Genomic DNA, 23,142 nt, shown 5'->3' with positions numbered 1-23,142 from the left:
CACGCGCCCATGTCGGCCATGGAAGGTCCCCGCGCCCTGGCACCCTCCTTGCGCATCCAGGATGCGACGAGTTCGGGAGGGCATGAGCAATGAAAGACTTATCGACACTCGCAGTGGTGCGAAGAGAGAACGCGTGCACGCTCGATGCGCGCATTCTGCTCGACGAGATGAGCGCCACGCTGGCGCTCTACCGTGGGGACAGCATGCAGTCGCAGTTCTACCTGGGCGACCTGGGTTCGGCCCGCAGCGCCTTTGTGATGGCGCGCACCATGGATGGTCTCGCGATCGGCTGCGGCGCGCTGTGCCGCTTCTCGTTCGAGGTGGCCGAATTCCAGTGCCTCTACCGGCGGCCCGAATGGCCCGGAACCGGCACGGCGATTCTCCGTTTTCTCGAGACGGTCGCGGCCGGGGCGGGCTATCGGCGCGTCATTCTTCAGGCGCGCGACACCAACCTGCGCGCGATCGCGTTCTATCAACGGCACGGTTACGAGCGGGCTAAGCCGTTCGCGGACTGTGCCGGTTTGAGCGACGTGCGGTGCTTCGCGAAGGCACTGCCGCTCCTCGCGGACGAATGACGCTGCGGCGCCGCCCGCACGAGGGGAGGCACAGAGGTTGCGCGAATGCGGGGTTGGTGCGCGGGCAGCGGCCCGCGCGACGCCGCAACCATCGACGAGGAGGGACGTCTTCCGATGCCGGAGGAAGCACCGTGGTTTTTGCTGATCGGCGTGCTGCTGATGTTCGTGGCGCTCGCGCGGGGCCCGATCGCGCGTCTGCCGCTGACGGGCGCCATGATTTATCTGGCCGTTGGCGTGATCGTCGGGCCGGGTGTGCTCGGTCTCGTGCACGCCGATCTTGCGCAGAACGTGCGTACGCTCACTGTGGTGGCGGAGGCCGGGCTCGTGATTTCGCTGTTTTCGGTGGGCATGCACCTGCGCGTGCGGCTGCGCGACCGGCTCTGGTGCTTGCCGCTGCGCCTGGGCGTGCTGGCCATGGCGCTCAGCGTCGCGCTGATGTACGCGTTCGGCGCGGCGCTGGGCGTGGCCAGCGGCGTTGCCTTGTTTCTTGCCGCGGCGCTCGCGCCGACCGACCCGGTGCTCGCCAACGAGTTGCGCGTTCATGAAGCCGGCGACGCCGAGCCCGTGCGATTCGCGCTCTCGGGCGAAGGCGGCCTCAACGACGGCGCGGCGATGCCGTTCGCGCTGCTCGGTCTCGCGCTGTGCGGCGTGCCCGGCGCCGGCACGCAGAACGCGGCGGCATTCGCCGCGTGGGTGGCCTGGGGCATCGTCGGTGCGCTCCTCGTGGGCGCCGTGCTCGCCACGCTGTGCGTGCGGATCGTGTTCCATCTGCGTACGCGCTATGGCGAAGCGGTGGGCCTCGACGGCTTCATCGCGATCGGCCTGATGTCCGTGACCTACGGCGTGGCGCTGCTGCTGCACGCGTACGCGTTCGTGGCCGTATTCGCCGCGGGCGTGGCGCTGCGCCACGAGGAACTGCGCGCGACGGGCGAGCGCCGCCCGGCCGAGGCGCTCGAAAGCGTGCAACTCGGCGAGCGCACCGAAGTCGCGAAAGACCCGCAGCGCGCCCACGTCTGGCTTGCCGAAGGCATGACGGGCTTCACGCTGGAAATCGAGCGGCTGGCCGAGTTCTCGGTACTGCTGATCATCGGCTGTGTGATTTCCGCGCATTGGCGCGAGATGCTCGATCTGCGCCCCGTGCTGTGCGCACTCGTGCTGGTGTTCGTTGCGCGTCCCCTGGCCGTGTTCGCGGCAATGACGGGTTCGCACGCGGACGCGCCGCAGCGCGTGCTGATGGCGTGGATGGGCATCCGCGGCGTGGGCGCGTTTTATTACGCGGTGTGGGGTATCGACGAGGCCGGCGATGTGCTGCGGCCCGTGCTGCCCGCGGCACTCGACGCGATCGTGCTGTCCGTCGTGCTGCACGGCGCGACGGCCGGCTACGTGCTCGAACGCTATTACCGGCGCCAGGAAGCGCACGCGGCAGCGGAGCGCCGCGTGCGCGCGAGGGAAGCATTCGACTAGCCGGCGGGTGGAGCGGGAGGCATCGATGCGGACCTGAGCCGAGCCGCATCCACGCCGATCGTCACGGCACGCGCCGCTGCGAAATGTCTTCGAGCGTATTGGCGATGCGCTCGCGCTGCGTGCCGTCGCAGCGGGTGGCGATGTCGCCGAGCGAGAGCGTGCCCACCAGCTCGCGTTCGTGGTTCACCACCGGCAGCCTGCGCACCTGCGCCTCCGCCATGCGGCGCTGGACGACGTTCACGTCTTCGTCCTCATAGCACCACTGCACGCCCGAGGTCGCCACATGCGAGACCGTTTCCTCGCCCGTGCAGCCCTGGGCGAGCCCGCGCATGGCGAGGTCGCGGTCGGTCACCATGCCGACGATCTGCTCGCCGTCGCACACGGGCAGCGCGCCGATGTCGTGGTCGCGCATGAGTTCGGCGGCGTGCCGGATCGTCGTATCGGGCGCGATATGCACGACCTCGCGTGACATCACTTCGCGAACCTGGGTCATTGTCTTCTCCTTTCGTGGTTGTCGCGTCTCGTCTCATGCAAAGCGTGCCGCGTGCAAGACGCGCACCGGCGGCACGTGCGGCGGGGGATCGCCTTCGGGCAGCGGGGGCGGCGGGCGGTCGTCCGGTTGCGGCGGCAGCGGCGGGCGTTGCGGGTCGTCCAGTGGATCGGGCGGCGGCAAATGAAACGACGTCGTGAAGGCGTACAGCATCGGCATGAAGAACTCCTGTGGAGAGGTCATGGCGGGTAGCGGTGAGACTCTGCGGTGTTACTGCGGTTTGGACACTTTCAGGTCGTTCGTCACGTAGACCACGCCGTCGAGGTCGTGGACCACGCTTTCGGCCTTGTCGCGCTGCGCCTCGTCGGGCACCGTGCCCGTGAGCGTGACGGCGCCGCGCTGGGTGGTGACGTGCACGTCGCTGGAGTTCACGCCGTCTGTGGCCATCAGCGCGGCCTTCGCGTGGGCGGTGATGAACGTGTCGCTCGCCTCGCCGCCGTAACCGGGATTGCCCGCCGCGAGATTGTGCGGCGGCAACTGGTTGGGCCGCGCAATGGGAGGTGATTCGGCGCTGGCGGCCCGCGGGCCACTCTGGGAAAGCGCTACCTGCGCGCCGAGCAAGACACAGAGGCCGGCGAGGCCCGCGCGCAAGGCGCATTGCAACGGGTACATGACTGCCTCCTTCGCTTTGGGAGCCACAGCCGGCTTCTCCCGCAACAGGCGTGCCGCGGGACTGAGCGCTTCCGGGACCCGCGTCGCCCTCGCTAAAACCGGCTCGGGCACAGCCGGTGCGCATACGCCGGGAGACATTTTCAAAGGAGCCGGCAATGCTTTACTACGCGATCGTTTTCTTCGTGATAGCCATCATCGCGGCTGTCTTCGGGTTCGGCGGGATTGCGGCGGGCGCCGCGAGCATCGCCAAGATTCTGTTCTTCATCTTCGTGATTCTCTTTCTGGCGAGTTTGCTGTTTGGCATCACGAGGCGGTAAACATTCCCCGGCGTCGGTCAAGGCGTCACGTCGCCTGGGCATGCACGATGCGCGCGCCGGGGGGAGAGCGGCATGGAACCGTTGAAAATCGTGGTCATCGCCGCTTCGCGCGACGGCTTTTCCGCGCTGCGCACACTCGCGGCCGGGTTCCCGGGCGATTTGCCGGCTGCCGTGTGCGTGGTTTTGCATATTGGCCGCCACAAAAGCACGCTGCCCGAACTGATGTCGCGCAGCGGCCCGCTGCCCGCCGCCCACGCCGCCGACGGCGAAGTGCTGCAGGCGGGCCGGATTTACGTGGCGCCGCCCGACCGGCATCTGATCGTCGAGAAAGGGCGCCTTCGGCTCTCCGATGGCGCACCCGAGAATTTCTCGCGACCCGCCGCCGATCCCTTGTTTCGCAGCGCCGCCATGGCGTATGGCAGCGAGGTGGTCGGCGTCGTGCTGAGCGGCGATCTCGACGACGGCTCAGCGGGCCTCGCAGCGATCAGCGCGTGCGGCGGTGCGTGTCTCGTGCAGGATCCGCAGGAATGCGAAGCGTCGTCCATGCCTGCCGCGGCCTTGCGCGCAGTAGACGGCGCGGCGACGGTGGCCGGCATTCAGGACATGGCTGCCGCGATCGGCGACGCCTTGCGTGCGGCGCCATTGGCTACCCTGGCTAAGGAGCGTGCCATGAAAGCGGGCTCGCAAACTGAAGAAGAGGCGCGTGTGGCCGCGCGCGGGTTCGTTTCGCCCGAAGAGCTCGACACCGTCGGCGAGCGCACGGCCCTCACGTGCCCCGAGTGCGGCGGTACGCTCTGGCAGATCAAGAACGCGCGTCCGCACCGTTACCGTTGCCACACGGGTCACGCGTTTTCGGAGATGTCGCTGGAGGAGGGCATTGTGAGTCAGGTGGAACGCGCACTGTGGACCGCGGCGCGGTCCGTCAGGGAGCACCTGGTGTACGCCCGCGAGCGCAAGGACTGGGCTCAGCGTTCCGGCGACAGCGACGGTCTCGTGATCGAAAGTGCGCGCGTCGCGAGGGCCCAGGAACTCGAAGCCATCATGCTCGAAGCGCTACGCGCGGTGGCGCGTACTTCCGGCGCGAGCGAGTAAGACGCAAGGGGCGGGTTGGTCGGCAAGCATTTCAGGAGTCCATCGAACATGAAAATCACCTTTCCCGAAGGCCCGGTCGAGTACGACACGGAGGAACTCGCGCTAACCTTTGTTGCGGTGGCGGATTCCGTGCCGGTGGACTGTGCCATTACGGCTGAAGCGCTGGAAGACCGCTTCGGCGCGCGATCGCTGCGCGAGCCCGACCTGCGCCAGGCATTCCACCGCAACCGCGACGCGATCGAAGCGGCGGCCGCCCGCCTCATCGAAGAGACGGACGGCAAACCTGTGATGCTTCACAGCGGCTATTTGCGCATGTACGGTGCCGGCAGGCATTGACTACTCACCCGCGCCCGCGCCTGCCTTGCAGCGCGCAATCTGCTTCTTCGCCTCTTCGACCACGCGTTCCGGCGTGAAGCCGAATTTGGTCTTCAGCGCCTTGAGCGGCGCGGAGGCGCCGAACGTGTGCATCACGATCTGCGAGCCGAAGCGGCCGACGTAGCGGTCCCAGCCGAGCGTCGCCGCCTGCTCCACGGCCACGCGTGCATGGATGTGCGGCGGCAGCACTGACTCGCGGTACGCCTCGTCCTCCAGTTCGAAAACGTCCCACGAAGGCATCGAGACCACTCGTGCCGCGATCCCCTCTTGCTTCAGCGTCTCATAGGCGGCAATGCATAGCGAAACTTCGCTGCCCGTGGCGAGCAGCAGCACTTCGGGCTGCTTGCCGTCGGGGGCATCGGCGAGCACGTATGCGCCGCGGCTCACACCTTGCGCGCTCGCATATTTCGTGCGGTCGATCGTGGGCAGCGGCTGACGCGACAACACCAGGCAGGCCGGTTCGCGCGAACGTGCGAGCGCAACGCGCCAGGACTCGGCGACCTCGTTGGCGTCGGCGGGGCGCAGCGTGAGCAGGCCCGGCACAGCGCGCAGCGAGGCGAGCTGTTCGATCGGCTGGTGCGTGGGCCCGTCTTCGCCGAGGCCAATCGAATCGTGCGTGAACACGAAAACTACGGGCAATTCCATGATTGCGGCGAGCCGGATGGGCGGCTTCATGTAGTCGCTGAAAATCAGGAACGTCGATGCGAACGGCCGCAGGCCCGAAAGCGCGAGGCCATTGGAGACCGCGCCCATGCCGTGCTCGCGAATGCCGAAGTGCAGGTTGCGGCCGTCGTAGTGGTCGCGCTCGAAACTGCCCGCGCCTTCGAACTTGAGATTGGTCTTGGTCGAGGGCGCAAGGTCGGCCGCGCCGCCGATCATCCACGGCACGCGTTGCGCAATGGCGTTGAGCACCTTGCCCGACGACTCGCGCGTGGCCATGCCCTTGTCGTCGGCCTCGAAGGTGGGAATATCGGCGTCCCAGCCCTCGGGCAGCTTGCCGTCGAGCATCAGGCCCAGTTCCTTCGCTAGCTCGGGATAGCGCTTCGCGTAGTCGTCGTAGCGTTGCTTCCATGCCTCGTGCGCCGCCTTGCCGCGTGCGCCCATGCCTTGCGCGAAACGCTCGTACACGCCATCGGGTACGAGGAAATGCGCGTCCTCCGGCCAGCCGTACGCGCGCTTGGCAAGGCGCACCTCGTCCTCGCCCAGCGCCTCGCCGTGCGCCGCCGCCGTGTCCTGCCGGTTCGGCGCGCCCCAGCCGATGATGCTCTTCACCACGATGAGCGTCGGCTTGTCGGTCACGGCCTGCGCTTTTTCGATGGCGGCTTCGATGGCTTTGGTGTCGTTGGCGTCGTCCACGTGCAGCGTGTTCCAGTGGTAGCCGCGAAAGCGCGCTTCGACATCGTCGCTGTATGCGAGGTCGGTGTGGCCCTCGATCGTGATGCGGTTGCTGTCGTAGAACCAGATCAGATTCGACAGGCCCAGATGGCCCGCGAGCGACGCCGCTTCGTGCGAGACGCCTTCCATCATGTCGCCGTCGCCGCACACCGCATAGACGCGGTAGTCGAAGATTCTGGCGTCGGCGCGATTGAAGTGCTGCTCCAGCCAGCGCCCGGCCATGGCCATGCCCACGCTGTTGCCGAGCCCCTGGCCGAGCGGCCCCGTGGTCGTCTCGACGCCCGTGGTCATGCGGAATTCCGGGTGCCCCGGCGTCACGCTGTCGATCTGGCGAAAGTGTTTGATATCGTCGAGCGAGACCGCGGGCTTGCCCGTGAGCTTGCCTTTCTCGTCGATGGCTTGCACGCCCGTGAGGTGCAGCAACGAGTAAAGCAGCATGGAAGCGTGGCCGTTCGAGAGCACGAAGCGGTCGCGATTGGGCCATAGCGGCGCGGCAGGGTCGTAACGCAGATGATGCTGCCAGATCTGGTACGCAAGCGGCGCGAGCGCCATGGGCGTGCCGGGGTGGCCGGAATTGGCCTTTTGCACGGCGTCCATCGACAAGGTGCGGATCGTGTCGATGGCGAGACGGTCGAGATCGGACGGGTCGGCCCGGGTGGGCCTGGCGTTCGGCGTGGCATTCGATGGCATGAGCTGGACTCCTCGGCAGGGGCGCGCTGCAAGCGGGCGGCAGTTCGCAAACAGGTCGATGCGCAAATGCGGTGCCGGCCCCCGCACCGCATTTCGATGCCAGACAGGCATAGCCATTGCGGTTCGACACTATCACGTCTGTCCATTTCGGATACCGAGCCGATGCATCGAAAATCCCACCACCAGATCGTTGTCGTGACCGGCGCAGGCGCCGGCGTGGGCCGCGCCGTTGCCGAAGCCTTCGCGCGCGCGGGCTACGACGTCGCGCTGCTTTCGCGCGAACCCGAACGGCTCGCGCGCGCCGCCGCGCAATTACAGGCCGCTTACCGTGGCGTGCGCGCGCTCGCGGTGCCCACCGACGTGGCCGACGCCCGGGCCGTCGAAGCGGCGGCAGCGCGCGTCGAGCGCGAACTGGGCGACATCGACGTGTGGGTGAACGTGGCCATGGCGACCATTTTCGCGCCGCTCTCGTCGATCTCGCCGCGCGACTTCGAGCGCGCCACCCAGGTCACGTATCTCGGTCAGGTGCACGGCACGATGGCGGCGCTCGCGCGCATGCGCAAGCGCAATCGCGGCGCGATCGTCAACGTGGGGTCGGCGCTCGCCTCGCGCGCGATCCCGCTGCAATCCGCGTATTGCGGCGCGAAGTTCGCGGTGCGCGGCTTTACCGACGCCGTGCGATCGGAGCTGATTCACGACGGCCTCGACGTGCACATCTCGCTGGTCGATCTCCCCGCCATCAACACACCGCAGTTCGACTGGGCCGCCAACCGTACCGGGCAGGACGCGCGGCCCGTTGCGCCTGTCTACGAACCCGAGGTCGCCGCGCGCGCCATTCTGTTTGCCGCGCAACATCGGCGGCGCACGCTCTGGCTCGGCTGGTCCACGGTGCGCGCCATCATCGCCGATCTGATCGCGCCGGGGCTGCTCGACCGTTATCTCGCGCGAGCCGGGTATCGCGGGCAATTGACGGGCCACCCGCGCGCGCCCGACGCGCCCGAGAATCTGCATGCGCCCGTGCCGGGCGAGATCGGCGCACATGGCCGCTTCGACCGTGAAGCTCACAATGGCTGCGCGCCGCTCTTCACCGAGCGTCATGTGCATGCGTTGATGGGCGGCGTGGCGATTGGCGTCCTTGGCTTGGCGATGGCGTTTGCGCATTTGCACAGGCAGGCGCGGTCACGCCCGTGATCGCTTCCCCTTTTGTGCACGCTCGCCGCATACCGCCGCTTGAGTTCGGCATGCATGGTGCGCATGAATTCCTGTGTGAACCGTCGATTGAACGAACGTGGTGGACAGACCCGAGTCGTTCGCCATGGAACGATTCAACGACGCGGCGCTCGTCGAAGGGCACGGTTTGCAAGGCACGCGTTCTGCGCGCTTCGTGACCGCATCGACAATACAAGGAGCCTGCCATGAACAGCACGCTGGACCCCGACAACGACCTTCCCGAATCCTTGCCGCCGGGGCACGACACCGGCTCGCTGGGCCCGGGCGATTCATCCGATTCCGGCAGCGACACCCAGGGCGCGAAGCGCCACGAATTCGACCGTGACACCGAACTCGACAATCACGCGCTCGAAGCGGGCGAGGACGAAGCGCAGAGCGACACCGATAGCGCAGGCACGGGTGAACGCGCCGCGGCAGACGGCGACGAATCGCTGGAGCCCGACGGCGACGTGCGTCCGGATCGCATCGACGATCTGGGCGATGTTTAAACGAGTGGGCGCCGACGACAGGGCTGTTGTGACTGGCGCCCGCATTTCTGCCGCATGGGCTGCCCCAGCACGGCCACTGTTACCGATGCGCCGTGTCTTTCCCGCCAGGCCGGCGGCATAAATTTCCGCACAGTCATTCATTGTCATGCCGCAGTTGATTCGGTGTGCGAAGTCATGCGATCCTCTCGTTGCCCGGGATCCGGCGATGCCATTGCGCATCCAGCCGGACCCGCACGCCGCAAACAAACGGCGTGAACGGGCCGGTGCGAGGAGACCAGCGAAGTGCCCCAACACCACGGAGGCAACATGAGCACGCAGCTGCAATCTCGCACCCACGCCGCATCGCCAAACGATGCGCATCGCATTCAAACAAGCTTACAGTCACTCCCGCCCCGAAAGTCACCGCAGCGTTCGCGCACCGCTATCAGTGCGGCCAGTGTCGCCACGCTTTTGCTCGCCTGTGCAAACTGTTTCGCCGACACCCAGGTGGGCGCGCCGCTGCCGCCCGCGCCCGATATTCTGTACGGCGATCTTTTCGTGGCGGTGCAGACCGCGCAGATCTTCCCCGACCAGAAGACCTTCGTCGATTCGACGCCGAACACGGACCCCGCAACCATCGTTCAGCTCTACGAAGCGCAGAAGAACCAACCGGGCTTCTCATTGCTGAATTTCGTAAACCAGTACTTCACGCCGCCGCCGGATCAGAGCATCACGCCGCCGGCGGGGCAGACCCTGCGCCAGCATATCGACTGGCTCTGGACCGGGCTCACGCGCACGACCACGTCGGCGCCCGACAACAGTTCGCTCGTGCCGTTGCCGAAGCCCTATGTCGTGCCGGGCGGGCGCTTCAGAGAGGGCTATTACTGGGACACGTACTTCACGATGCTCGGGCTCCAGGAGTCGGGCCATGAAGATCTCGTCGACGACATGCTCGATAACTTCGCCTACATGATCAACACCTTCGGTCATATTCCGAACGGCAATCGCACGTATTATCTGAGCCGCTCGCAACCGCCGTTCTATTCGTACATGGTGGAGCTCGCGGCGCAGAAGGAAGGCAACAGCGTGTATCAGAAGTACCTGCCCGCGCTGCGCAAGGAGTACGCGTACTGGATGCAGGGCGCGAGCAGCACGCCCCGCGGGCAGGCCACGCGCAACGTGGTCGTGCTGCGCGACGGCACTGTGCTCAACCGGTACTGGGACGAACTCGACACGCCGCGCGACGAGTCGTATATCGAAGACGTCCAGACCGCGCAGCAGGCCACGGGCCGCCCCGCCAACGAGGTCTACCGCGACCTGCGCGCCACGGCCGAAAGCGGCTGGGACTTCAGCTCGCGCTGGTTCGGCGACAACCAGAACCTCTGGACCGTGCGCACCACGTCGATCATTCCCGTCGATCTGAACAGCCTGCTGTTCCATCTGGAGACGACGATCGTGCGCGCCTGCACGGTCGCGCGCGATTTCGGCTGCGTGGGGCAGTTCGCCGGCTACGCCGCGCGCCGCGCCGAAGGTATCAACCATTACCTCTGGAACAACAAGGGCTACTACGGCGACTACGACTGGCAACTCGGCAAGGCGCGCGACAACCAGACGCCCGCGATGATGTATCCGTTGATGGCGGGCGTGGCGTGGCCCGAGCGCGCGAAGAAGACGGCGCAGACGATGCAAAGCGTGCTGCTCCAGCAAGGCGGCCTCGCCACGTCGACCTACAACACCGGCCAGCAATGGGATGCGCCGAACGGCTGGGCGCCGCTGCACTGGATCGCCATCCAGGGCCTCAAGCAATACGGGCGCAGCGATCTCGCGCAGCCGGTCGGCACGCGTTTTCTCGCCGATGTCGAGAACGTCTATAACACGCAGCAAAAGCTCGTCGAGAAATATATCGTGGAGGGCGCGGGTGAAGGCGGCGGCGGGGGCGGCGAATACCCGTTGCAGGACGGCTTTGGCTGGACCAACGGCGTGACGCTGATGCTGCTCGATATGTACGGGGGCGGGCAGTAGGGGTGGAACGGACCGCTTTCGGACCGGCGGCTAAAGCCTGATCCAGCGTTGCGACGCGGTCCATTCGAGTTGTCATTCCAATGGGGCGGCGTGTTCGAGTTCGAGCAGCGCCGCCTTGCGATCCACGCCGCCTGCGTAGCCGGTCAGCGCGCCGTTCGTCGCGACGACGCGGTGGCACGGAACGATCACGGAAACGGGGTTGCGGCCCACCGCGCTTCCCACCGCGCGTGCGTGCCCCGAGTCCAGACGCAAGCGCCTCGCGACCTCCGCATAGGAGATCACCCGCCCATACGGAATCGCTTCTAGCTCTTTCCAGACCCGCCGCTGAAACGGCGTGCCCCGCAATGCAACGGGAAGCCCGAAATCCCGTCTCTCGCCGGCAAAGAACTGCGTGATTTGGCGCTGTGCGTAAAGCGCGAGTGGCGGCGCTCCGGTGCCGATGCGCGTGAGCGACATCTGCGGAAAGTACTTCTGGCCCACGAAAAAGAGGCCGGTCAGGAAATCGTCTTCTACACGCAGCGCGATATCCCCCAATGGACTCGGAATCAGGTAGCCGGGTGTCATCTGAGTTGTCCCTCGAGTTGGCTCCACATATGAAGAGTTGCGTAGGCGCGCCACGGTTCCCATTGTTCGGCGTGGCGGCCGAGTGCGGATGCGCGCGCGTAGCCCAGTCGCTTTTTCAGCTTCAGGTCACACGGCGGAAAGGCATTGGGCCACGCGAGGGCGCGCATGGCGATGTATTGCACGGCCCATTCGCCGATGCCATGAATGTTCCGCAGCGCATGGAGCGTTTCCTCCAGCGGCGCGGCGGGCTCGAGCCTGATGCGTCCCGACGACACTTCGCTTGCGAGCGCAACGATCGTCTCTGCGCGCTTGCGCGTCATGCCCGTGTCTTCGATTGCGGAAACGGGCTCACATGCGAGCTTTGCAGCGGACGGAAAGACGCGGGTCAACGCCTGCGGCGCGCTGACCTGCGTGCCAAAGCGCTCGGCAATGCGTGAGAGGATGCGTTGCGTGCTCGTTGAATGCGGTGATTGCCCGGCCAGGGCGCACACCGCGATCTCGAAGCCGTCCACGGCGCCCGGAACGCGCATACCCGGTTGTCCGTCGGCGAGGTCGCCGAGATGCGGATCGATCAGATCGGGGCGCGAGTCCAGATCGAACAGACGCCTGACGCGCGGCAGAAGCTGCCCCACGACCGGCATCAGCGACATCGGCAAGGTCACTTCGAGCGCGTAGCGTTGTGGCGTGTGCCGGACGCTGAACCACCCGTGGATGTCGTGGCCTTTGTGGCTCAATGCGAGGGTCCGCGTATAGATCTCGTCGCCGATATGCTCGACGCCAGCTATGTGCCGGCGTGCGAGGAACGCGAGAATGCCGGACCAGCAAAACGGCGGCCGATAGCCCAGCGGAAAGGTCACGCTTTCCGCATTCGAAGCATGGGGGGCATCGGTTTCTTTGCGGAACCGCAGTGGGTTCAGGCCGTATTGCTTCAGGAACAGGTCGTTGAATCGCCGCACGCTGCCGAAACCCGCCGTGAGCGCAACGGCGTTCACCGGCAAGCGGGTATCGGTCAGCAGCCGCTTGGCCATCAGCAATCGTTGGGTTTGAGCGAACTCCATCAGCGTCACGCCGAATTGCGCGTCGAAGATCCTGCGCAGATGCCGGTCGGTCACGCCCACGCGTGCGGCCAGGTCAGCCAGGCTGCCGGTATTGAGGAAACCCTCTTCGATCAGCGTCGCGGCGGCGCGCGCGAGCCTGCTCGATACGTCCAGCAGGCCGTTGCCCGGGGCCAGTTCAGGGCGGCACCGCAGACAGGGGCGGAAGCCCGCGCGTTCGGCCGCTGCGGCGTTGGAGAAAAAGTGGCAGTTCTGGCGCTGGGGCGTGCGCACCGGGCAGACCGGGCGGCAGTAAATCCCCGTAGACGAAACGCCGACGAAAAACCAGCCGTCGAAACGGCGGTCCCTCGAGAGCATGGTCTGGTAGCAGGTGTCGGGATCGAGGCGCATGTCGAGACTTTAAAACAGATTCAGTGAGGATTCTGGCCAGATTCGGACATGAGTATTCGGACCCGGAGCGCCGATCAGCCACATATTCGGCGTATGCCTTAACAGCGCCTTTATGACTCGAACGGATAAACGTATTGGATTTGCTTCGTTGTCAGCGGGCGGTCAGATCACGTAGATTGAAGCCATTGCTTACCTGAAAGGCTTGCTGCGTGACTACCCCTGCCCCATTCACCGCCTCCGCCTTATCGAGCGCGCAGGTGTCCCAACGCTTCGACATTCTACCCCTGGATGCGCCGCTCGGCGCGGAAGTGGTCGGCCTCGATCTCACGCAGCCGCTGTCGAGCGAAGACTTCGCGCGCATTCATCGCGCGCACCTCGATCACCATGTGCTGGTGTTTCGCGACCAGCGCATCACGCCGGAGCAGCAGGTCGAATTCAGCCGCCGCTTCGGGCCGTTGCAGATCCACGTGCTGCATCAGTTCGCGCTGGCGGGCCACCCGGAGGTGCTGATCGTCTCGAACATCGTGGAGAACGGCAAGCCCATTGGTCTTGGCGACGCGGGACACTTCTGGCATTCCGATCTTTCATACAAGGAGAAGCCGAGTCTGGGCTCGCTGCTGCATGCGCAGGAGTTGCCCGCGGAGGGCGGCGACACGCTGTTCGCCAACATGCATCTCGCGTGGGAGACGCTGCCTGCCCATTTGCGCAGCGCCGTGGAGGGCCGGCGCGCCGAGCACACCTATCTCGCGCGCTATGCGGAACTCCAGGCGCGCAGCCCGTGGCGGCCGAATCTTACGGCGGAGCAGATCGCGCAGGTGAAGCCCGTTGTGCATCCTGTCGTGCGCACGCATCCGGAAACGGGCCGCAGGGCGCTGTTCGTGAGCGAGCACTTCACGACGCGCATCGTCGATCTACCCGAGGACGAAAGCTGTGCGCTGCTCGACGCCTTGTTCGCGCATAGCGTGCGCGCGGAGCATTGCTACCGCCACGAATGGCGCGAGCACGATCTCGTGTTCTGGGACAACCGTTCGCTCATGCATCTCGCGGCGGGCACGCCCGATCGTCTGCGCCGTAGGCTTTATCGCACCACCATCGAAGGCGACACGCCGTTTTGATGCGTCAGGTACAGCGCAGAATAAAAAGGAATCCATAGTATGTCGCTTTCCGTCGATAGTGCGTTCGCGAAGCGCGCGAATATATGGCGCCGTGCGGGCGCATTCTTCACGCCCTTGCAAACAGGTCCGCGCCAGTCAGGATCGAATGCTGGAAGTCGTCTTCATCCATCGGCGTGCACGAAAGATTCCAGAGCGTGTACATGCAAGCCTGGTTTCCGTCAGCAAGCAGAAGGCCGCTCCAGCCTCTCACCGAGACGTACGTTGGTCCCCAGTTCACGGTGAATGCGATCGCGTCGCCGGCTACTGTCCCGAAGAGCGGAGCGGTGGCTGCCAGTCCGTCGTTGCCCACAGCAGTCTCGTAGGTGCCACTGAAATTCGTGCCGTCAAACTGATCGATCGTCACGACCGAACCCAGTTCATTTTCCCACTTGCCCACCAGTTCAGGCGTAGCGGCTTTCTCACCTTGTGCGATGCGCGACAGCGGACGAAGTGCTCTTCTATCAATCAACATGCATTTTCCCTTTTCATTTTCATACTGCGCATCATTTAATACGGGACGCTCGCCAGACATTCCGGGACAAAAAATATTCACCCGCGAAAGTACACATAGAGTCGCCCTCAGCGGAGGCAACCTGTTGACGGGCATCAGCGTGCGCGTGTGTCGAGATACGCCGATACTCGAGGATCAACTGGGAAATCACTCTCGTTACTGTCGATGCTGCGTATCCATGTATGCGACCCTCGGCGGGCTAGGGGAGGGGTCGGGCTGGGAGAGGGTAGTGGGTGCCGGGCTCGCTCAACGGCCGCGCTATGAGCGGCGGCCCGCCTCTGCACGAACCGCGCCGCACATTTAGCTCCCCATTGCGGGATCGCTGACACTGTCCGCCCCCGTTTCGACCCGCCCCGCAAATCGGCGGGTTACGCCGTTCTCGGCGGCGAGCGTAAAGTCATACCGGCCATTCGATGACGTCAACGACCAGTACGGCTCGACCTGCATGCCGGGGGGAACCGCGTAGGTCCAGGGGCCATCGGTCCGGTACGCGTTCGATGTGACAGTCGTATTGGTGGCGACGCTGCCTGTGTTCATGATGGTCAGATAAACGGCGTTGTTGCCCGTGTCGTAGCATACGCGGACCTCAGGATTGGGCCCGCTTGTCGCTTTGGTAATGTTGCCGGTGAACTGGCGGTGCAGGCCGTTCGGGCCGAGCACCCAAAGATCGTAGGCGCCCGCATCCGCAGCGGCTGGTGTCCAGACATCCGAAAGCTCTTTGCCGGCTTCCACCGTGTAGCGGTGAGGCGGTTTGTCGAGATGCAGCTTGTCGTAGACGTGAAAGACAGCGCCCGCGCTGCCGGTGTTGCTGAAGATGAGCCACACGTTGCCGTTCTTCGTGTCAACGTTGGCGCTGGTGTGCAACTGATACGGCAGCGCACGCGACGGACGCGCCATTAGCGACTGCTTTGGCATCGTCTGGCTCGCGACCGAAGGCACCGGCACCGCGCCAAGCGCGCTTTGCTGCGCACTCTGGGCATCGGCGGCGGATTTGGTCGGTGCGGGCAGAGGCGCGACGGCCGTATCATTTGGATTACTGAAGTTGAAGCAGGAGGTCAGGTCGCCGAATACTGTGCGACGCCACGGGCTGATGTTCGTTTCGCGCACGCCGAAACGCTGTTCGAGGAAGCGCAGCACCGAGGTGTGGTCGAAGACCTGAGAGTTGACGAAGCCGCCCGTGCTCCACGGCGACACGACGAACATCGGCACTCGCGGACCGGGGCCGTATGGCTTGCCGTCCGGTGCGAGCGGTGAAGAGTCGCCCGGCGGATTGGGAAGGGTGAAATATTCGTATTGCGTCGTGACCGTCGACTTGCCGGCATAAGTGCCGTTGCCATTCGGGGAGGGCGGATTGGGCGGAGGCATATGGTCGAAGAAGCAGTCGTTCTCGTCGTAGTTCACGAAGAGCACGGTCTTGCTCCAGACATCGGGGTTAGCCGTGAGCGTGTCGAGCAGTAACTGCAGGTAGTAAGCGCCCTGGCCTGGGGTAGACGATCCAGGGTGCTCGCTATACGCCCCCGGCGAAACGATCCAACTCACCTGCGGCATTTGTCCCGCGGCGATGTCGTTGGCGAGGGCCTGCAGGAATCCGCCATCGGGCATCGTGTTGCCGATGCCTTTGTAGAGCGGCGAAAGCGCCTCCATTGCCGGTGTATAGGGTGCGTTCGGCGAACCGGAAATGGTTTCGTTGACCTTGCGAAACACTGCGAAGCCAGCGAGCGGGTTGTCATTGTAGTTATCGGGCTGGTTCTCGTAGACCTTCCAGCTCACCCCCGCGGCTTGCAGACGCTCCGCGTAGGTGGTCCAGGTCAGGCCCGTCGCCGACGGGCCGAGGCCGTCCCATCCATTGTTGTTGACGACCGCATAGTTAGAGCCGGTGGGGCCGTTCGTGCCGGTCCACATGAAGATGCGGTTCGAGTTGGTGCCGCCGTGCAGCGAGCAGTGGTACGCGTCGCAGATCGTGAACGCGTTCGCGAGGGCGAAGTGAAAGGGGAGGTCGGCGGACTGCAGATAGCCCATCGATACGTCGCCCTTCGATATCGGCCATTGTGTCATGCGGCCGTTATCCCAGGCGCTGTGCGTGTCGGTCCACGAGTGCGCGCCACCCGCAAGCAGCGCATTGCCCTTGGTGCTGTCCAGATAGAACGGCAGCACGGTGCGGCTGCCGTCGCTCTGCTGCCAGACAGTGGAGCCGCCCGGCTGTGGGATCGTGAAGCGGTCGGCGAAGCCGCGCACGCCAGGTAGCGTGCCGAAATAATGATCGAAAGAGCGGTTCTCCTGCATGAAGATCACGACGTGCTGCACGTCGTTGATCGTGCCGGTCGTGTTATTCGCGGGAATTGCGAGCGCGCGCCGGATGGCGGGCGGGAACATGCTGAACGTCGCGCCGGCCGCTGCGGCGCGCAGGAATTGACGGCGATCCAATGAAGTCATGATGTGGTGGGTTTTCTTCTACGTTGTCTTCGCGCGTAGCCGCGCGATACGAGGGCCGAACCGAGGGGCACGAACAGGCGCTTTGCGTGGAGCGCGAACCGTGCGTCGGGCCTGCACTGGGCACGCCTTGCGCGCGGTTCGCGTGACGTTCATGGCGCGCAGTTCAACTGCGTGTTGAGCAGCGGTTGCGAGGCGGCCACGCCAAGGGCCGCGTAGCTGCCCGAGGCGGGTGCCGCCACGATCGCGACCGGCGCGCTTGCGCCACCCGCACCCGTAGCCGCTCGCGCGGAAGACCCGCCGTTCGAACCGGGGCCGCAGGCCGCGAGCAGCGTGCACAGCAGCCCGGTGAGCAGCGCACCTGCGCTGCGGCGCAGGTGCCGTGCGCCGTGCATTGCGAGAAAGCTATTCGCATTCATCGAGGAGTCTCTTACGGGAGAAGGGTGGAGAGCGGCTTGCCCGAAGCGAAGACCGTCTTCAGTTCAGCCTCAGTGACGGTGCGGTTCCAGAGCGCGAGGTCGCTGAACGACTGCACATCCGGGGGCGTAGCCGCGCACTTGCCAGGCGTGTAGGGCGGGGTGTCCTTGCACGCGTTCATGTAGTACTGGCCTGTGCCGTCCTCGTTGAGGCCGAAAGCGCCGAGGCCCGGCAGCTTCGACGCGGTCACCGTGACCGGGGCCGTGTACTTCTCTTCGCCGAGCACTGGATCAAACACGTAGCCCGTCATGGTCTTGCCGACCGTGTCGATTGTGAATGCTACGTAGGCCCACTTGTTCGCGGTGATGGTCGCAGAGTTCATGTCGTTGCGCGTAGTCCCGTCGCCGATATTGAAGCGCACGTTACAACTCGTGCCAGAACCCGGGAACAGCGCGATCGTGAGACCGGGGTTGCCTCCCGAGTAGTAGTTTTTGTTCGAGAAGATTGGCGTGCCGTTGCCCGTGAGATTCTGGCAAGACGTCATGACCCAGAAGCCCATCGTGAACTGCGGCTGTTTCGTCACGTCGTTGTTCTGCACGAGCTTGTAGCCGTCATACCCATTCGTGTCGACGATGTTCGTATCCACCTTGAGACCCTGGCCGCCAAACGGATCTGGCGTAAGCGAGCCGCCGTTCGCATCCGCCGCCCAGGGGCCGAGCGTGCTGGCCGCCATCTTGTCGGCGGCTGGCAGCGCGCCGAATGGATAGTATGTCGAGAGGCCGTTGGTCAGCGTCGTCGCGAGAGGGGGGGGCGGGGGCGGAGGCGGAGGGGGCGCCACATACTCGATCTGGATCAGCGACGCGAGCGGCGCATTGCCCGCGGCCACCACGTAGTTGAACGTATAGGCGCCGGTTGTGCTGACGCCGAGCTGGCTGTCCGTGTACGTCGTCGTGCCTGCAGGGAGCGTGGCGATCTGCTGGCCGTTGCGTAGCACCGAGATCGCGCCGCTCGAAGGCGGGGTCCAACTGAGCACCGTACTCGCATTGTCGCTGCCGGTGACACCGATGAGCTGCGACACCGGCTGCTGGCCGACCAGTTCGCCGCCGTCGAGCGCATACGTCACCGCGCTCGGCAGCGCACTCCAATAGGCGAGCAGCGTGGGCGTGATGTCTGCAATGCTGGCGCGGGTATAGAGGTCCGCGAGCGAGGTGGGGGCGGCCGGATTGGTGAGGCGCCCGTTGGGTTGCTGGTTGATGCCGATGAAGCTCGTCGACTCCGGCGCGAGTGGCAGGGCGTCGGTGCCACCCGCGGCATTGAGGCCGTGGCTGGTTGTCACGAGCACGAGCCAATTCTCCCCGCTGCGTTGCGACACGTCGCCGACGAGCGTGCCGACGGCACTGTCGAGTTGGGCGAGCGTGGCTGAATAGTTCGACGAGTTGAGGCCCCAGTTGAGAGCGGCGTCTTCGGCGGAGTGATACTGGGCGACGACGAGCGAGTAGCCGTTGTCGATCATGCTCTTGCCTTGAGTCGTCACGCAGCTGTCGACTGAGGCGCAGTTGACCACGGTGTCGATGTAGCCGGCGTTCTGGTCGGGCGTCAGGATCGAGGCGAAACCAGGCGAATCGACGGCTGCACCCAACTTGCCCGCACCCGCGGACTTCAATATTGAGAATACGGTGGGCGCGTGCAGCGCCTGGTTTGGCGCGTCGGATTCGATCTGATGGCGGTCGGCCCAGGAACCGGTCACGATCGTGGCCCAGCCGGGCATATCGAGATTCGGTTGCTGGCTGAGCGTGCTGTTCACGCCGCCGCTATAGGCAGGCGCAATGTTCAGCTTCGCGAGGTTCGGCAGAGTGCCGCCCGAGATGCCTGCAGTGAGGGCGCTATAGGTCACGCCGTCGAGCTCGATTACGAGCATCTTGTTGAGAGTGCTGCTGGCTGACCCCGATGATCCGATCGCCGCGTTGCCTGAAAAGGTCCGGTTTGCCGCCGATTGCGTGCTCCCGCCGCCGCAACCGCTGAGCGCGGTGACGAGTGCGAGACCACATGCGGCATAGACGAATGCCTGTCTTGTCATGGTTATCCCCCTGCAAAGATTCGCCGGTGTATCCAGCGATTGAGGGCGATATTAGGCAGCGGGCAAGACGCCTATATTGCGTTCTGCGAAAGATCCCCGATTCACGTATCGGCTTTTTTTATGGGGAGGTCGATGGTCTCGGCCAACGTCGCCATGAATGTGGTGATGAGACGTGCGCCCGAACGGCTGCGCAGGTGGTAAAGATATTCGTATACGGCAGGGCATTCCGGCTCGATGGACACGGAAACGAGCGCTGAGCCGAGGGGCACCTCGCCCGCGGGCATCAGGGCGCAGCCGAGGCCGAGGCGGATCGCTTCGCAGATCGCTTCGCGGCTGCCGATCTCGATGAGCGCCCGAGGCTCCACGCGGCGCTGCCCAAGCGCGGCCTCCGTTGCGTCGCGCGTGCACGAGCCCTGTTCGCGCAGCAGCAGCGTTTCGGCCGCGAGCACGTTCAAGTCGACGCTGCGCTGCCCCGCAAGCGGATGGCGAGGTTCGACGACGAGTACGAGCCGATCACTCGCGATGCGATGCAACTCGAGGCTCTCGTCGTCCACGTGATGGGATGAGACCGCGATATCGACGCGATGCTCCGTGAGCGCGTCGAGCACGGCTTGCGAATTGCCGATCTCGATGCCGATCTGGACGTGAGGATAGCGGCGACGAAATGCGGCGATGGTCGGCAGGACGTAGTAGGGGCCAGTTGTCCCGAGCCGGAAGCTGCCCGCGAACAACTCGCACTCGTTGCGCAGTACGAAGTCGATGTCGCTCTCCGCCTGCGTCATCCGGTCAATGAACGGCATGAGCGCCGCGCCGGTCTTCGTCACGTCGAGGCGGCTGCCGCGCCGGTGAAAGAGTTGCACGCCGTACCGTTTCTCGAGCTGCTGGATGCGCGCTGTGACGGTAGGCTGACTTATCCCCAACCGTCGCGCGGCAGCCGTGACGCTGCCCTGTCGAACCGTTTCGTAGAATGCAGCAAGCAAAGGAGCGAGCATTTTCTGTTTTCCCAGACAGTATCCGGCGGGAGGGGATGCAGCATGTGGGCCGACCGTACACCACCAGTCCAGTCCCACGTTCGTGAGATACGTAAGGACTGGACGCTTTATCCGGGGCACGCGCTACCGAGTTACGAAGTCATTTCCTTGCGGTAGCGATTTGCATACGAGATAACCTGTGCTTCGCCGTTGCGAACACGCTGCCATTGAATTTTGGCTTTGCGGCCAGTACGCGTTGCACCGCCTCCGTCGCGAGGAGGTCTTCTGCGAAGGTGTCGTCGTACATTATCGCCCGACGCTTGACCGACTCGTCGCTGGCAAGAGAATTACGGAAGGATTACGGAACGTGTCGAACACGATATGTGTTTCCGCTTGAGATACGGGGCGGGCGGCACCAGCGAACACCAGTACGTTGTCCAATCCCATGAAGTTGACGGGAAAAACCATCAAAAAAGTCAGACCTTTGGTACCGCCCGGCAGTTCTTCGATCTGCTCGATCGGAGGGCTGTATTGCGACCATGCGTTCGCGTGGTCTCCTGGCAAGTCGTGTTCATTGTCCGTTTTCAGGCCCGCGGAGATGGTGTGCGAGTGCAGGCCGGCGCTGCGATAGCACTCCGCCGTCTTGTCTGCGACGAGGCGCCAATTGCCGGCGGGGTGTATTCCGTGCGGTCCACATAAATGTAATCTCTCACTCGGTCGCCGACATTCTGAACGATTTCCATGGCGTCGCCAAGATCCCGCAGCTTCGAATATGTGCGTCTGAGGTCGTCGCTGGCGAGTGGCGTGTATGTGCTCGAGGTGAGGTGTTCGCGCGCAGAAGATCTCGTTCGGTCGAATTGCTGCCCAGGCGCTTTAAGCAAAAGCTGTTACATAAGGCCACTCAGCAACCGCTTAGTTCTACGAGTCGAAGGAGTCGAGGGATTCAATGCGCGACTGTCTGCTTCACGCGGCGACAATAATCAGATTTGATTGAGTCGGCGCTTTGGGGATTGGCCTGGAGTCCAGCGCGCCGGCGGCGCCACGAAGCGGCGATTGATTTGACGTCCTCGAGAACCTCGCCGTAGTGTCGCTCGTGAATGAAAAGTCGAGAGCCTGCACCATGATGCACGCGGTTCTTACCGCTCAAAAGCGGATAAAGCGTAAACACACCCGAATAAGTCGCCTCACGAAACGACAGCGGCGCGAGCGCATGCGAGTGCTTTCATTGTCAGTGTGTGTGCCGTTGCGGGTTGTAAAGGATAACCAGGCGAAATTCGCCTAGCCCTTGTGATTCAGCTGCGAGGCGGCATCGCGCAGCGCCGTGCGCAAGCCTTCCTCCACCACCGGGTGATAGAACGGCATCGCCACCATGTCGTCCACGCTTAGTCCCATCTGCACACTCCACGCGAGCAGGTGCCCGATATGTTCCGCCGCCGGTCCGAACCATTCCGCACCCACGAAACGCCGCGTCGCGCGATCCACGTATACGTGGCCGATGCCGTGGTTCTTGAGCATCACGCGGCTGCGGCCCTGGTCCTCGAAGCTCACGGCACCCGTCACGAAGCTGCCTTCCACCAGTTCCCGATGTGACTTGCCAACCATGGCGATCTGCGGATCCGAGAACACGATCGCAAGCGGCGCACGGCGCGCAACGGGTTCGACTGCGGGAAAGCGAGCCGCATTGCGGCCCGCGGCGCGGCCCTCGTCGGCGGCTTCGTGCAGCAGCGGCAGCACGTCGTTCGCGTCGCCCGCCAAAAATACCGGCGCGGTGCCGACTTGCAGCGTAGCCGGGTCGAAACGCGGCACGCCGTGCGCGTCGAGTTCGAGCGAGGTGTTTGCAAGGCCCAGGTTCGCCACGTTGGGGTCCCGGCCCGTTGCTGCCAACACGTAATCAAACGTTGTTTCGGAGTGCGTGCCATTCGCGCGGGCGTACCGCAGCGTCACGCCTGCATCGCTGCGCGCAGCCGATACGACGCGTCCCTGTGTCTCGAACTGCATTTCCGCGCCGAACACGCGGTGCGCTTCGCTGATCAGACGCGGGTCCGTGAGCGGGCCTACGCTGCCGCGCGAGCCGCCGTACAACGTGACCCGCACGCCGAGCCGCGCAAGCGCCTGGCCGAGTTCGAGACCGATCACGCCCGCGCCGACCACTGCCACGCTGCGCGGCAAGTCCTCCCAGGCGAACACGTCGTCGTTGACGATCAGCCGGTCGCCGAGTCCGCGGAGCGACTCGGGTACCGTGGGCGTCGAGCCCGTGGCGATCACGACGCTTTTCGCGCGTACCTGCGTGTGCTCGCCAACCTGAAGCAGGCCGTCGTCGATGAAGCGGGCGTGCCCAACGAGGCGGTCCGCTTCGGGCAAGGCGAGCGTGCTGTCCACGACGAAACCGACGAAGCGGTCCCGCTCGCTGCGCACGCGCTCCATCACGGCCCGGCCGTCGATTTCCATGCCGAGCGGATTCACACCGAAACGCGGCGCCATGGTCACCGCGTGCGCCGCCTCGGCCGCCGCGATCAGCAGCTTCGAAGGCATACAACCCACGCGCGCGCACGTCGTGCCGTAAGCGCCGCCTTCAATGATGATTGCGCTTGCACCTTCCGCCTTCGCAGCGCGGTAAGCGGAAAGTCCGGCCGTGCCGGCGCCGATGATGGCGACATCCGTTCGCAGGGTTTGCATCGTGTTTCCTTGAGGGGTTCATGCATTCGTTTCCATGAGCCAGTCTAGGAGGTCCACCCGCGCGGGGGAATGTCGGCGCTGCTCAAGTTCATGCCCGATCGTCTCACG

21 protein-coding genes and 1 pseudogene are annotated in these 23,142 nt (G+C 64.8%); 9 read left to right on the top strand and 13 right to left on the bottom strand.

Annotation, left to right across the window (positions count from 1 at the left end; all coding sequences use genetic code 11):
- The first annotated feature begins 89 nt into the window (after positions 1 to 89).
- Entirely contained in the window at positions 90 to 575 is a 486-nt protein-coding gene (locus tag AB4Y35_RS19075) for a GNAT family N-acetyltransferase (protein ID WP_368705463.1), read from the top strand.
- A gap of 45 nt (positions 576 to 620) precedes the next feature.
- Positions 621 to 2,039, top strand: coding sequence for a cation:proton antiporter (locus tag AB4Y35_RS19070; RefSeq protein WP_368705462.1), 1,419 nt, complete (start codon positions 621 to 623; stop codon positions 2,037 to 2,039).
- A 61-nt stretch (positions 2,040 to 2,100) separates the two neighbouring features.
- Here the strand turns inward: AB4Y35_RS19070 and AB4Y35_RS19065 are convergent, their stop codons facing one another.
- From AB4Y35_RS19065 to AB4Y35_RS19055, 3 genes are read right to left on the bottom strand one after another with little or no spacing between them, the layout of a single operon-like run.
- Positions 2,101 to 2,532, bottom strand: a complete 432-nt coding sequence (locus AB4Y35_RS19065; RefSeq protein ID WP_368705461.1) for a CBS domain-containing protein — start codon at positions 2,530 to 2,532, stop codon at positions 2,101 to 2,103.
- Between the two features lie 33 nt (positions 2,533 to 2,565).
- On the bottom strand, positions 2,566 to 2,748 hold the full coding sequence (locus AB4Y35_RS19060) for a hypothetical protein (RefSeq protein ID WP_368696471.1): 183 nt from the start codon (positions 2,746 to 2,748) through the stop codon (positions 2,566 to 2,568).
- A gap of 51 nt (positions 2,749 to 2,799) precedes the next feature.
- Positions 2,800 to 3,201 (bottom strand): BON domain-containing protein, encoded by a 402-nt coding sequence (locus tag AB4Y35_RS19055; RefSeq protein ID WP_368705460.1) that lies wholly within the window; start codon positions 3,199 to 3,201, stop codon positions 2,800 to 2,802.
- A gap of 155 nt (positions 3,202 to 3,356) precedes the next feature.
- On the opposite strand from AB4Y35_RS19055, the gene AB4Y35_RS19050 reads away from it, so the two are divergent.
- From AB4Y35_RS19050 to AB4Y35_RS19040, 3 genes are all read left to right on the top strand, one after another.
- Complete coding sequence (locus tag AB4Y35_RS19050; protein WP_110386875.1) at positions 3,357 to 3,518, top strand: DUF1328 domain-containing protein; 162 nt, start codon at positions 3,357 to 3,359, stop codon at positions 3,516 to 3,518.
- A gap of 72 nt (positions 3,519 to 3,590) precedes the next feature.
- Positions 3,591 to 4,610 (top strand): chemotaxis protein CheB, encoded by a 1,020-nt coding sequence (locus tag AB4Y35_RS19045; RefSeq protein ID WP_368705459.1) that lies wholly within the window; start codon positions 3,591 to 3,593, stop codon positions 4,608 to 4,610.
- Between the two features lie 48 nt (positions 4,611 to 4,658).
- Positions 4,659 to 4,946 carry a DUF1488 domain-containing protein gene (locus AB4Y35_RS19040; protein ID WP_342923133.1) on the top strand — a complete coding sequence of 96 codons (288 nt, stop codon included), beginning with the start codon at positions 4,659 to 4,661 and terminating at the stop codon, positions 4,944 to 4,946.
- Here the strand turns inward: AB4Y35_RS19040 and tkt are convergent, their stop codons facing one another.
- On the bottom strand, positions 4,947 to 7,070 hold the full coding sequence (tkt, locus tag AB4Y35_RS19035) for a transketolase (RefSeq protein WP_368705458.1): 2,124 nt from the start codon (positions 7,068 to 7,070) through the stop codon (positions 4,947 to 4,949). It abuts the gene before it with no gap.
- Positions 7,071 to 7,232: 162 nt separating this feature from the next.
- Here tkt and AB4Y35_RS19030 point away from each other — a divergent pair, with 162 nt between their 5' ends.
- The 3 genes from AB4Y35_RS19030 to treA all read left to right on the top strand — a co-directional run bounded on the left by AB4Y35_RS19030 (position 7,233) and on the right by treA (position 10,789).
- Positions 7,233 to 8,261 carry an SDR family oxidoreductase gene (locus tag AB4Y35_RS19030; protein WP_368705457.1) on the top strand — a complete coding sequence of 343 codons (1,029 nt, stop codon included), beginning with the start codon at positions 7,233 to 7,235 and terminating at the stop codon, positions 8,259 to 8,261.
- A 224-nt stretch (positions 8,262 to 8,485) separates the two neighbouring features.
- The gene (locus AB4Y35_RS19025) at positions 8,486 to 8,788 is read left to right on the top strand and encodes a chemotaxis protein (protein ID WP_368690059.1); all 303 of its coding nucleotides are present in this window, start codon (positions 8,486 to 8,488) and stop codon (positions 8,786 to 8,788) included.
- Between the two features lie 306 nt (positions 8,789 to 9,094).
- On the top strand, positions 9,095 to 10,789 hold the full coding sequence (gene treA / locus AB4Y35_RS19020; RefSeq protein WP_368705456.1) for an alpha,alpha-trehalase TreA: 1,695 nt from the start codon (positions 9,095 to 9,097) through the stop codon (positions 10,787 to 10,789).
- A gap of 72 nt (positions 10,790 to 10,861) precedes the next feature.
- Here the strand turns inward: treA and AB4Y35_RS19015 are convergent, their stop codons facing one another.
- Both AB4Y35_RS19015 and AB4Y35_RS19010 read right to left on the bottom strand, forming a co-directional pair.
- Positions 10,862 to 11,353: a methylated-DNA--[protein]-cysteine S-methyltransferase gene (locus AB4Y35_RS19015; protein WP_368705455.1), complete on the bottom strand. Its 492-nt coding sequence runs from the start codon at positions 11,351 to 11,353 to the stop codon at positions 10,862 to 10,864.
- Entirely contained in the window at positions 11,350 to 12,798 is a 1,449-nt protein-coding gene (locus tag AB4Y35_RS19010; protein ID WP_368690062.1) for an AlkA N-terminal domain-containing protein, read from the bottom strand. Before AB4Y35_RS19010 ends, AB4Y35_RS19015 begins: the two co-directional genes overlap by 4 nt.
- 209 nt (positions 12,799 to 13,007) lie before the next feature.
- Here AB4Y35_RS19010 and AB4Y35_RS19005 point away from each other — a divergent pair, with 209 nt between their 5' ends.
- Complete coding sequence (locus AB4Y35_RS19005) at positions 13,008 to 13,913, top strand: TauD/TfdA dioxygenase family protein (RefSeq protein WP_368705454.1); 906 nt, start codon at positions 13,008 to 13,010, stop codon at positions 13,911 to 13,913.
- 106 nt (positions 13,914 to 14,019) lie between these two features.
- Here AB4Y35_RS19005 and AB4Y35_RS19000 read toward each other — a convergent pair whose 3' ends face one another.
- The 7 genes and pseudogenes from AB4Y35_RS19000 to AB4Y35_RS18970 form a co-directional block, all read right to left on the bottom strand.
- Positions 14,020 to 14,424, bottom strand: coding sequence for an avidin/streptavidin family protein (locus AB4Y35_RS19000; RefSeq protein WP_368705453.1), 405 nt, complete (start codon positions 14,422 to 14,424; stop codon positions 14,020 to 14,022).
- A gap of 339 nt (positions 14,425 to 14,763) precedes the next feature.
- Positions 14,764 to 16,896, bottom strand: coding sequence for a phosphocholine-specific phospholipase C (locus tag AB4Y35_RS18995; RefSeq protein WP_368705452.1), 2,133 nt, complete (start codon positions 16,894 to 16,896; stop codon positions 14,764 to 14,766).
- 149 nt (positions 16,897 to 17,045) lie between these two features.
- Positions 17,046 to 17,312 carry a hypothetical protein gene (locus tag AB4Y35_RS18990; protein WP_368705451.1) on the bottom strand — a complete coding sequence of 89 codons (267 nt, stop codon included), beginning with the start codon at positions 17,310 to 17,312 and terminating at the stop codon, positions 17,046 to 17,048.
- Between the two features lie 11 nt (positions 17,313 to 17,323).
- The gene (locus AB4Y35_RS18985) at positions 17,324 to 19,387 is read right to left on the bottom strand and encodes a LamG-like jellyroll fold domain-containing protein (protein WP_368705450.1); all 2,064 of its coding nucleotides are present in this window, start codon (positions 19,385 to 19,387) and stop codon (positions 17,324 to 17,326) included.
- 101 nt (positions 19,388 to 19,488) lie between these two features.
- Positions 19,489 to 20,379: a LysR substrate-binding domain-containing protein gene (locus tag AB4Y35_RS18980; protein ID WP_368705449.1), complete on the bottom strand. Its 891-nt coding sequence runs from the start codon at positions 20,377 to 20,379 to the stop codon at positions 19,489 to 19,491.
- Between the two features lie 1,096 nt (positions 20,380 to 21,475).
- Positions 21,476 to 21,574: pseudogene (locus tag AB4Y35_RS18975) on the bottom strand (quinone oxidoreductase); the annotation flags it as partial.
- A 62-nt stretch (positions 21,575 to 21,636) separates the two neighbouring features.
- On the bottom strand, positions 21,637 to 23,034 hold the full coding sequence (locus AB4Y35_RS18970; protein WP_368705448.1) for a dihydrolipoyl dehydrogenase: 1,398 nt from the start codon (positions 23,032 to 23,034) through the stop codon (positions 21,637 to 21,639).
- Positions 23,035 to 23,142 lie beyond the last annotated feature (108 nt).

It is taken from the genome of Paraburkholderia sp. EG286A, assembly GCF_040965375.1.
GTDB lineage: Bacteria > Pseudomonadota > Gammaproteobacteria > Burkholderiales > Burkholderiaceae > Paraburkholderia.
Note: the sequence above shows the minus strand (reverse complement) of the source record. Positions and strands in the feature narration are given on the sequence as shown.

Coding starts and splice junctions, on each gene's coding strand:
- AB4Y35_RS19030 (WP_368705457.1), top strand. CDS start 7,233: ATGCATCGAAAATCCCACCACCAGATCGTTGTCGTGACCGGCGCAGGC.
- AB4Y35_RS19015 (WP_368705455.1), bottom strand. CDS start 11,353: ATGACACCCGGCTACCTGATTCCGAGTCCATTGGGGGATATCGCGCTG.
- AB4Y35_RS19010 (WP_368690062.1), bottom strand. CDS start 12,798: ATGCGCCTCGATCCCGACACCTGCTACCAGACCATGCTCTCGAGGGAC.
- AB4Y35_RS19055 (WP_368705460.1), bottom strand. CDS start 3,201: ATGTACCCGTTGCAATGCGCCTTGCGCGCGGGCCTCGCCGGCCTCTGT.
- AB4Y35_RS18970 (WP_368705448.1), bottom strand. CDS start 23,034: ATGCAAACCCTGCGAACGGATGTCGCCATCATCGGCGCCGGCACGGCC.
- AB4Y35_RS19065 (WP_368705461.1), bottom strand. CDS start 2,532: ATGACCCAGGTTCGCGAAGTGATGTCACGCGAGGTCGTGCATATCGCG.
- AB4Y35_RS18985 (WP_368705450.1), bottom strand. CDS start 19,387: ATGACAAGACAGGCATTCGTCTATGCCGCATGTGGTCTCGCACTCGTC.
- AB4Y35_RS19050 (WP_110386875.1), top strand. CDS start 3,357: ATGCTTTACTACGCGATCGTTTTCTTCGTGATAGCCATCATCGCGGCT.
- AB4Y35_RS18990 (WP_368705451.1), bottom strand. CDS start 17,312: ATGAATGCGAATAGCTTTCTCGCAATGCACGGCGCACGGCACCTGCGC.
- AB4Y35_RS19070 (WP_368705462.1), top strand. CDS start 621: ATGCGGGGTTGGTGCGCGGGCAGCGGCCCGCGCGACGCCGCAACCATC.
- AB4Y35_RS19040 (WP_342923133.1), top strand. CDS start 4,659: ATGAAAATCACCTTTCCCGAAGGCCCGGTCGAGTACGACACGGAGGAA.
- AB4Y35_RS19060 (WP_368696471.1), bottom strand. CDS start 2,748: ATGCCGATGCTGTACGCCTTCACGACGTCGTTTCATTTGCCGCCGCCC.
- AB4Y35_RS18980 (WP_368705449.1), bottom strand. CDS start 20,379: ATGCTCGCTCCTTTGCTTGCTGCATTCTACGAAACGGTTCGACAGGGC.
- treA (WP_368705456.1), top strand. CDS start 9,095: ATGAGCACGCAGCTGCAATCTCGCACCCACGCCGCATCGCCAAACGAT.
- tkt (WP_368705458.1), bottom strand. CDS start 7,070: ATGCCATCGAATGCCACGCCGAACGCCAGGCCCACCCGGGCCGACCCG.
- AB4Y35_RS19075 (WP_368705463.1), top strand. CDS start 90: ATGAAAGACTTATCGACACTCGCAGTGGTGCGAAGAGAGAACGCGTGC.
- AB4Y35_RS19025 (WP_368690059.1), top strand. CDS start 8,486: ATGAACAGCACGCTGGACCCCGACAACGACCTTCCCGAATCCTTGCCG.
- AB4Y35_RS18995 (WP_368705452.1), bottom strand. CDS start 16,896: ATGACTTCATTGGATCGCCGTCAATTCCTGCGCGCCGCAGCGGCCGGC.
- AB4Y35_RS19045 (WP_368705459.1), top strand. CDS start 3,591: ATGGAACCGTTGAAAATCGTGGTCATCGCCGCTTCGCGCGACGGCTTT.
- AB4Y35_RS19000 (WP_368705453.1), bottom strand. CDS start 14,424: ATGTTGATTGATAGAAGAGCACTTCGTCCGCTGTCGCGCATCGCACAA.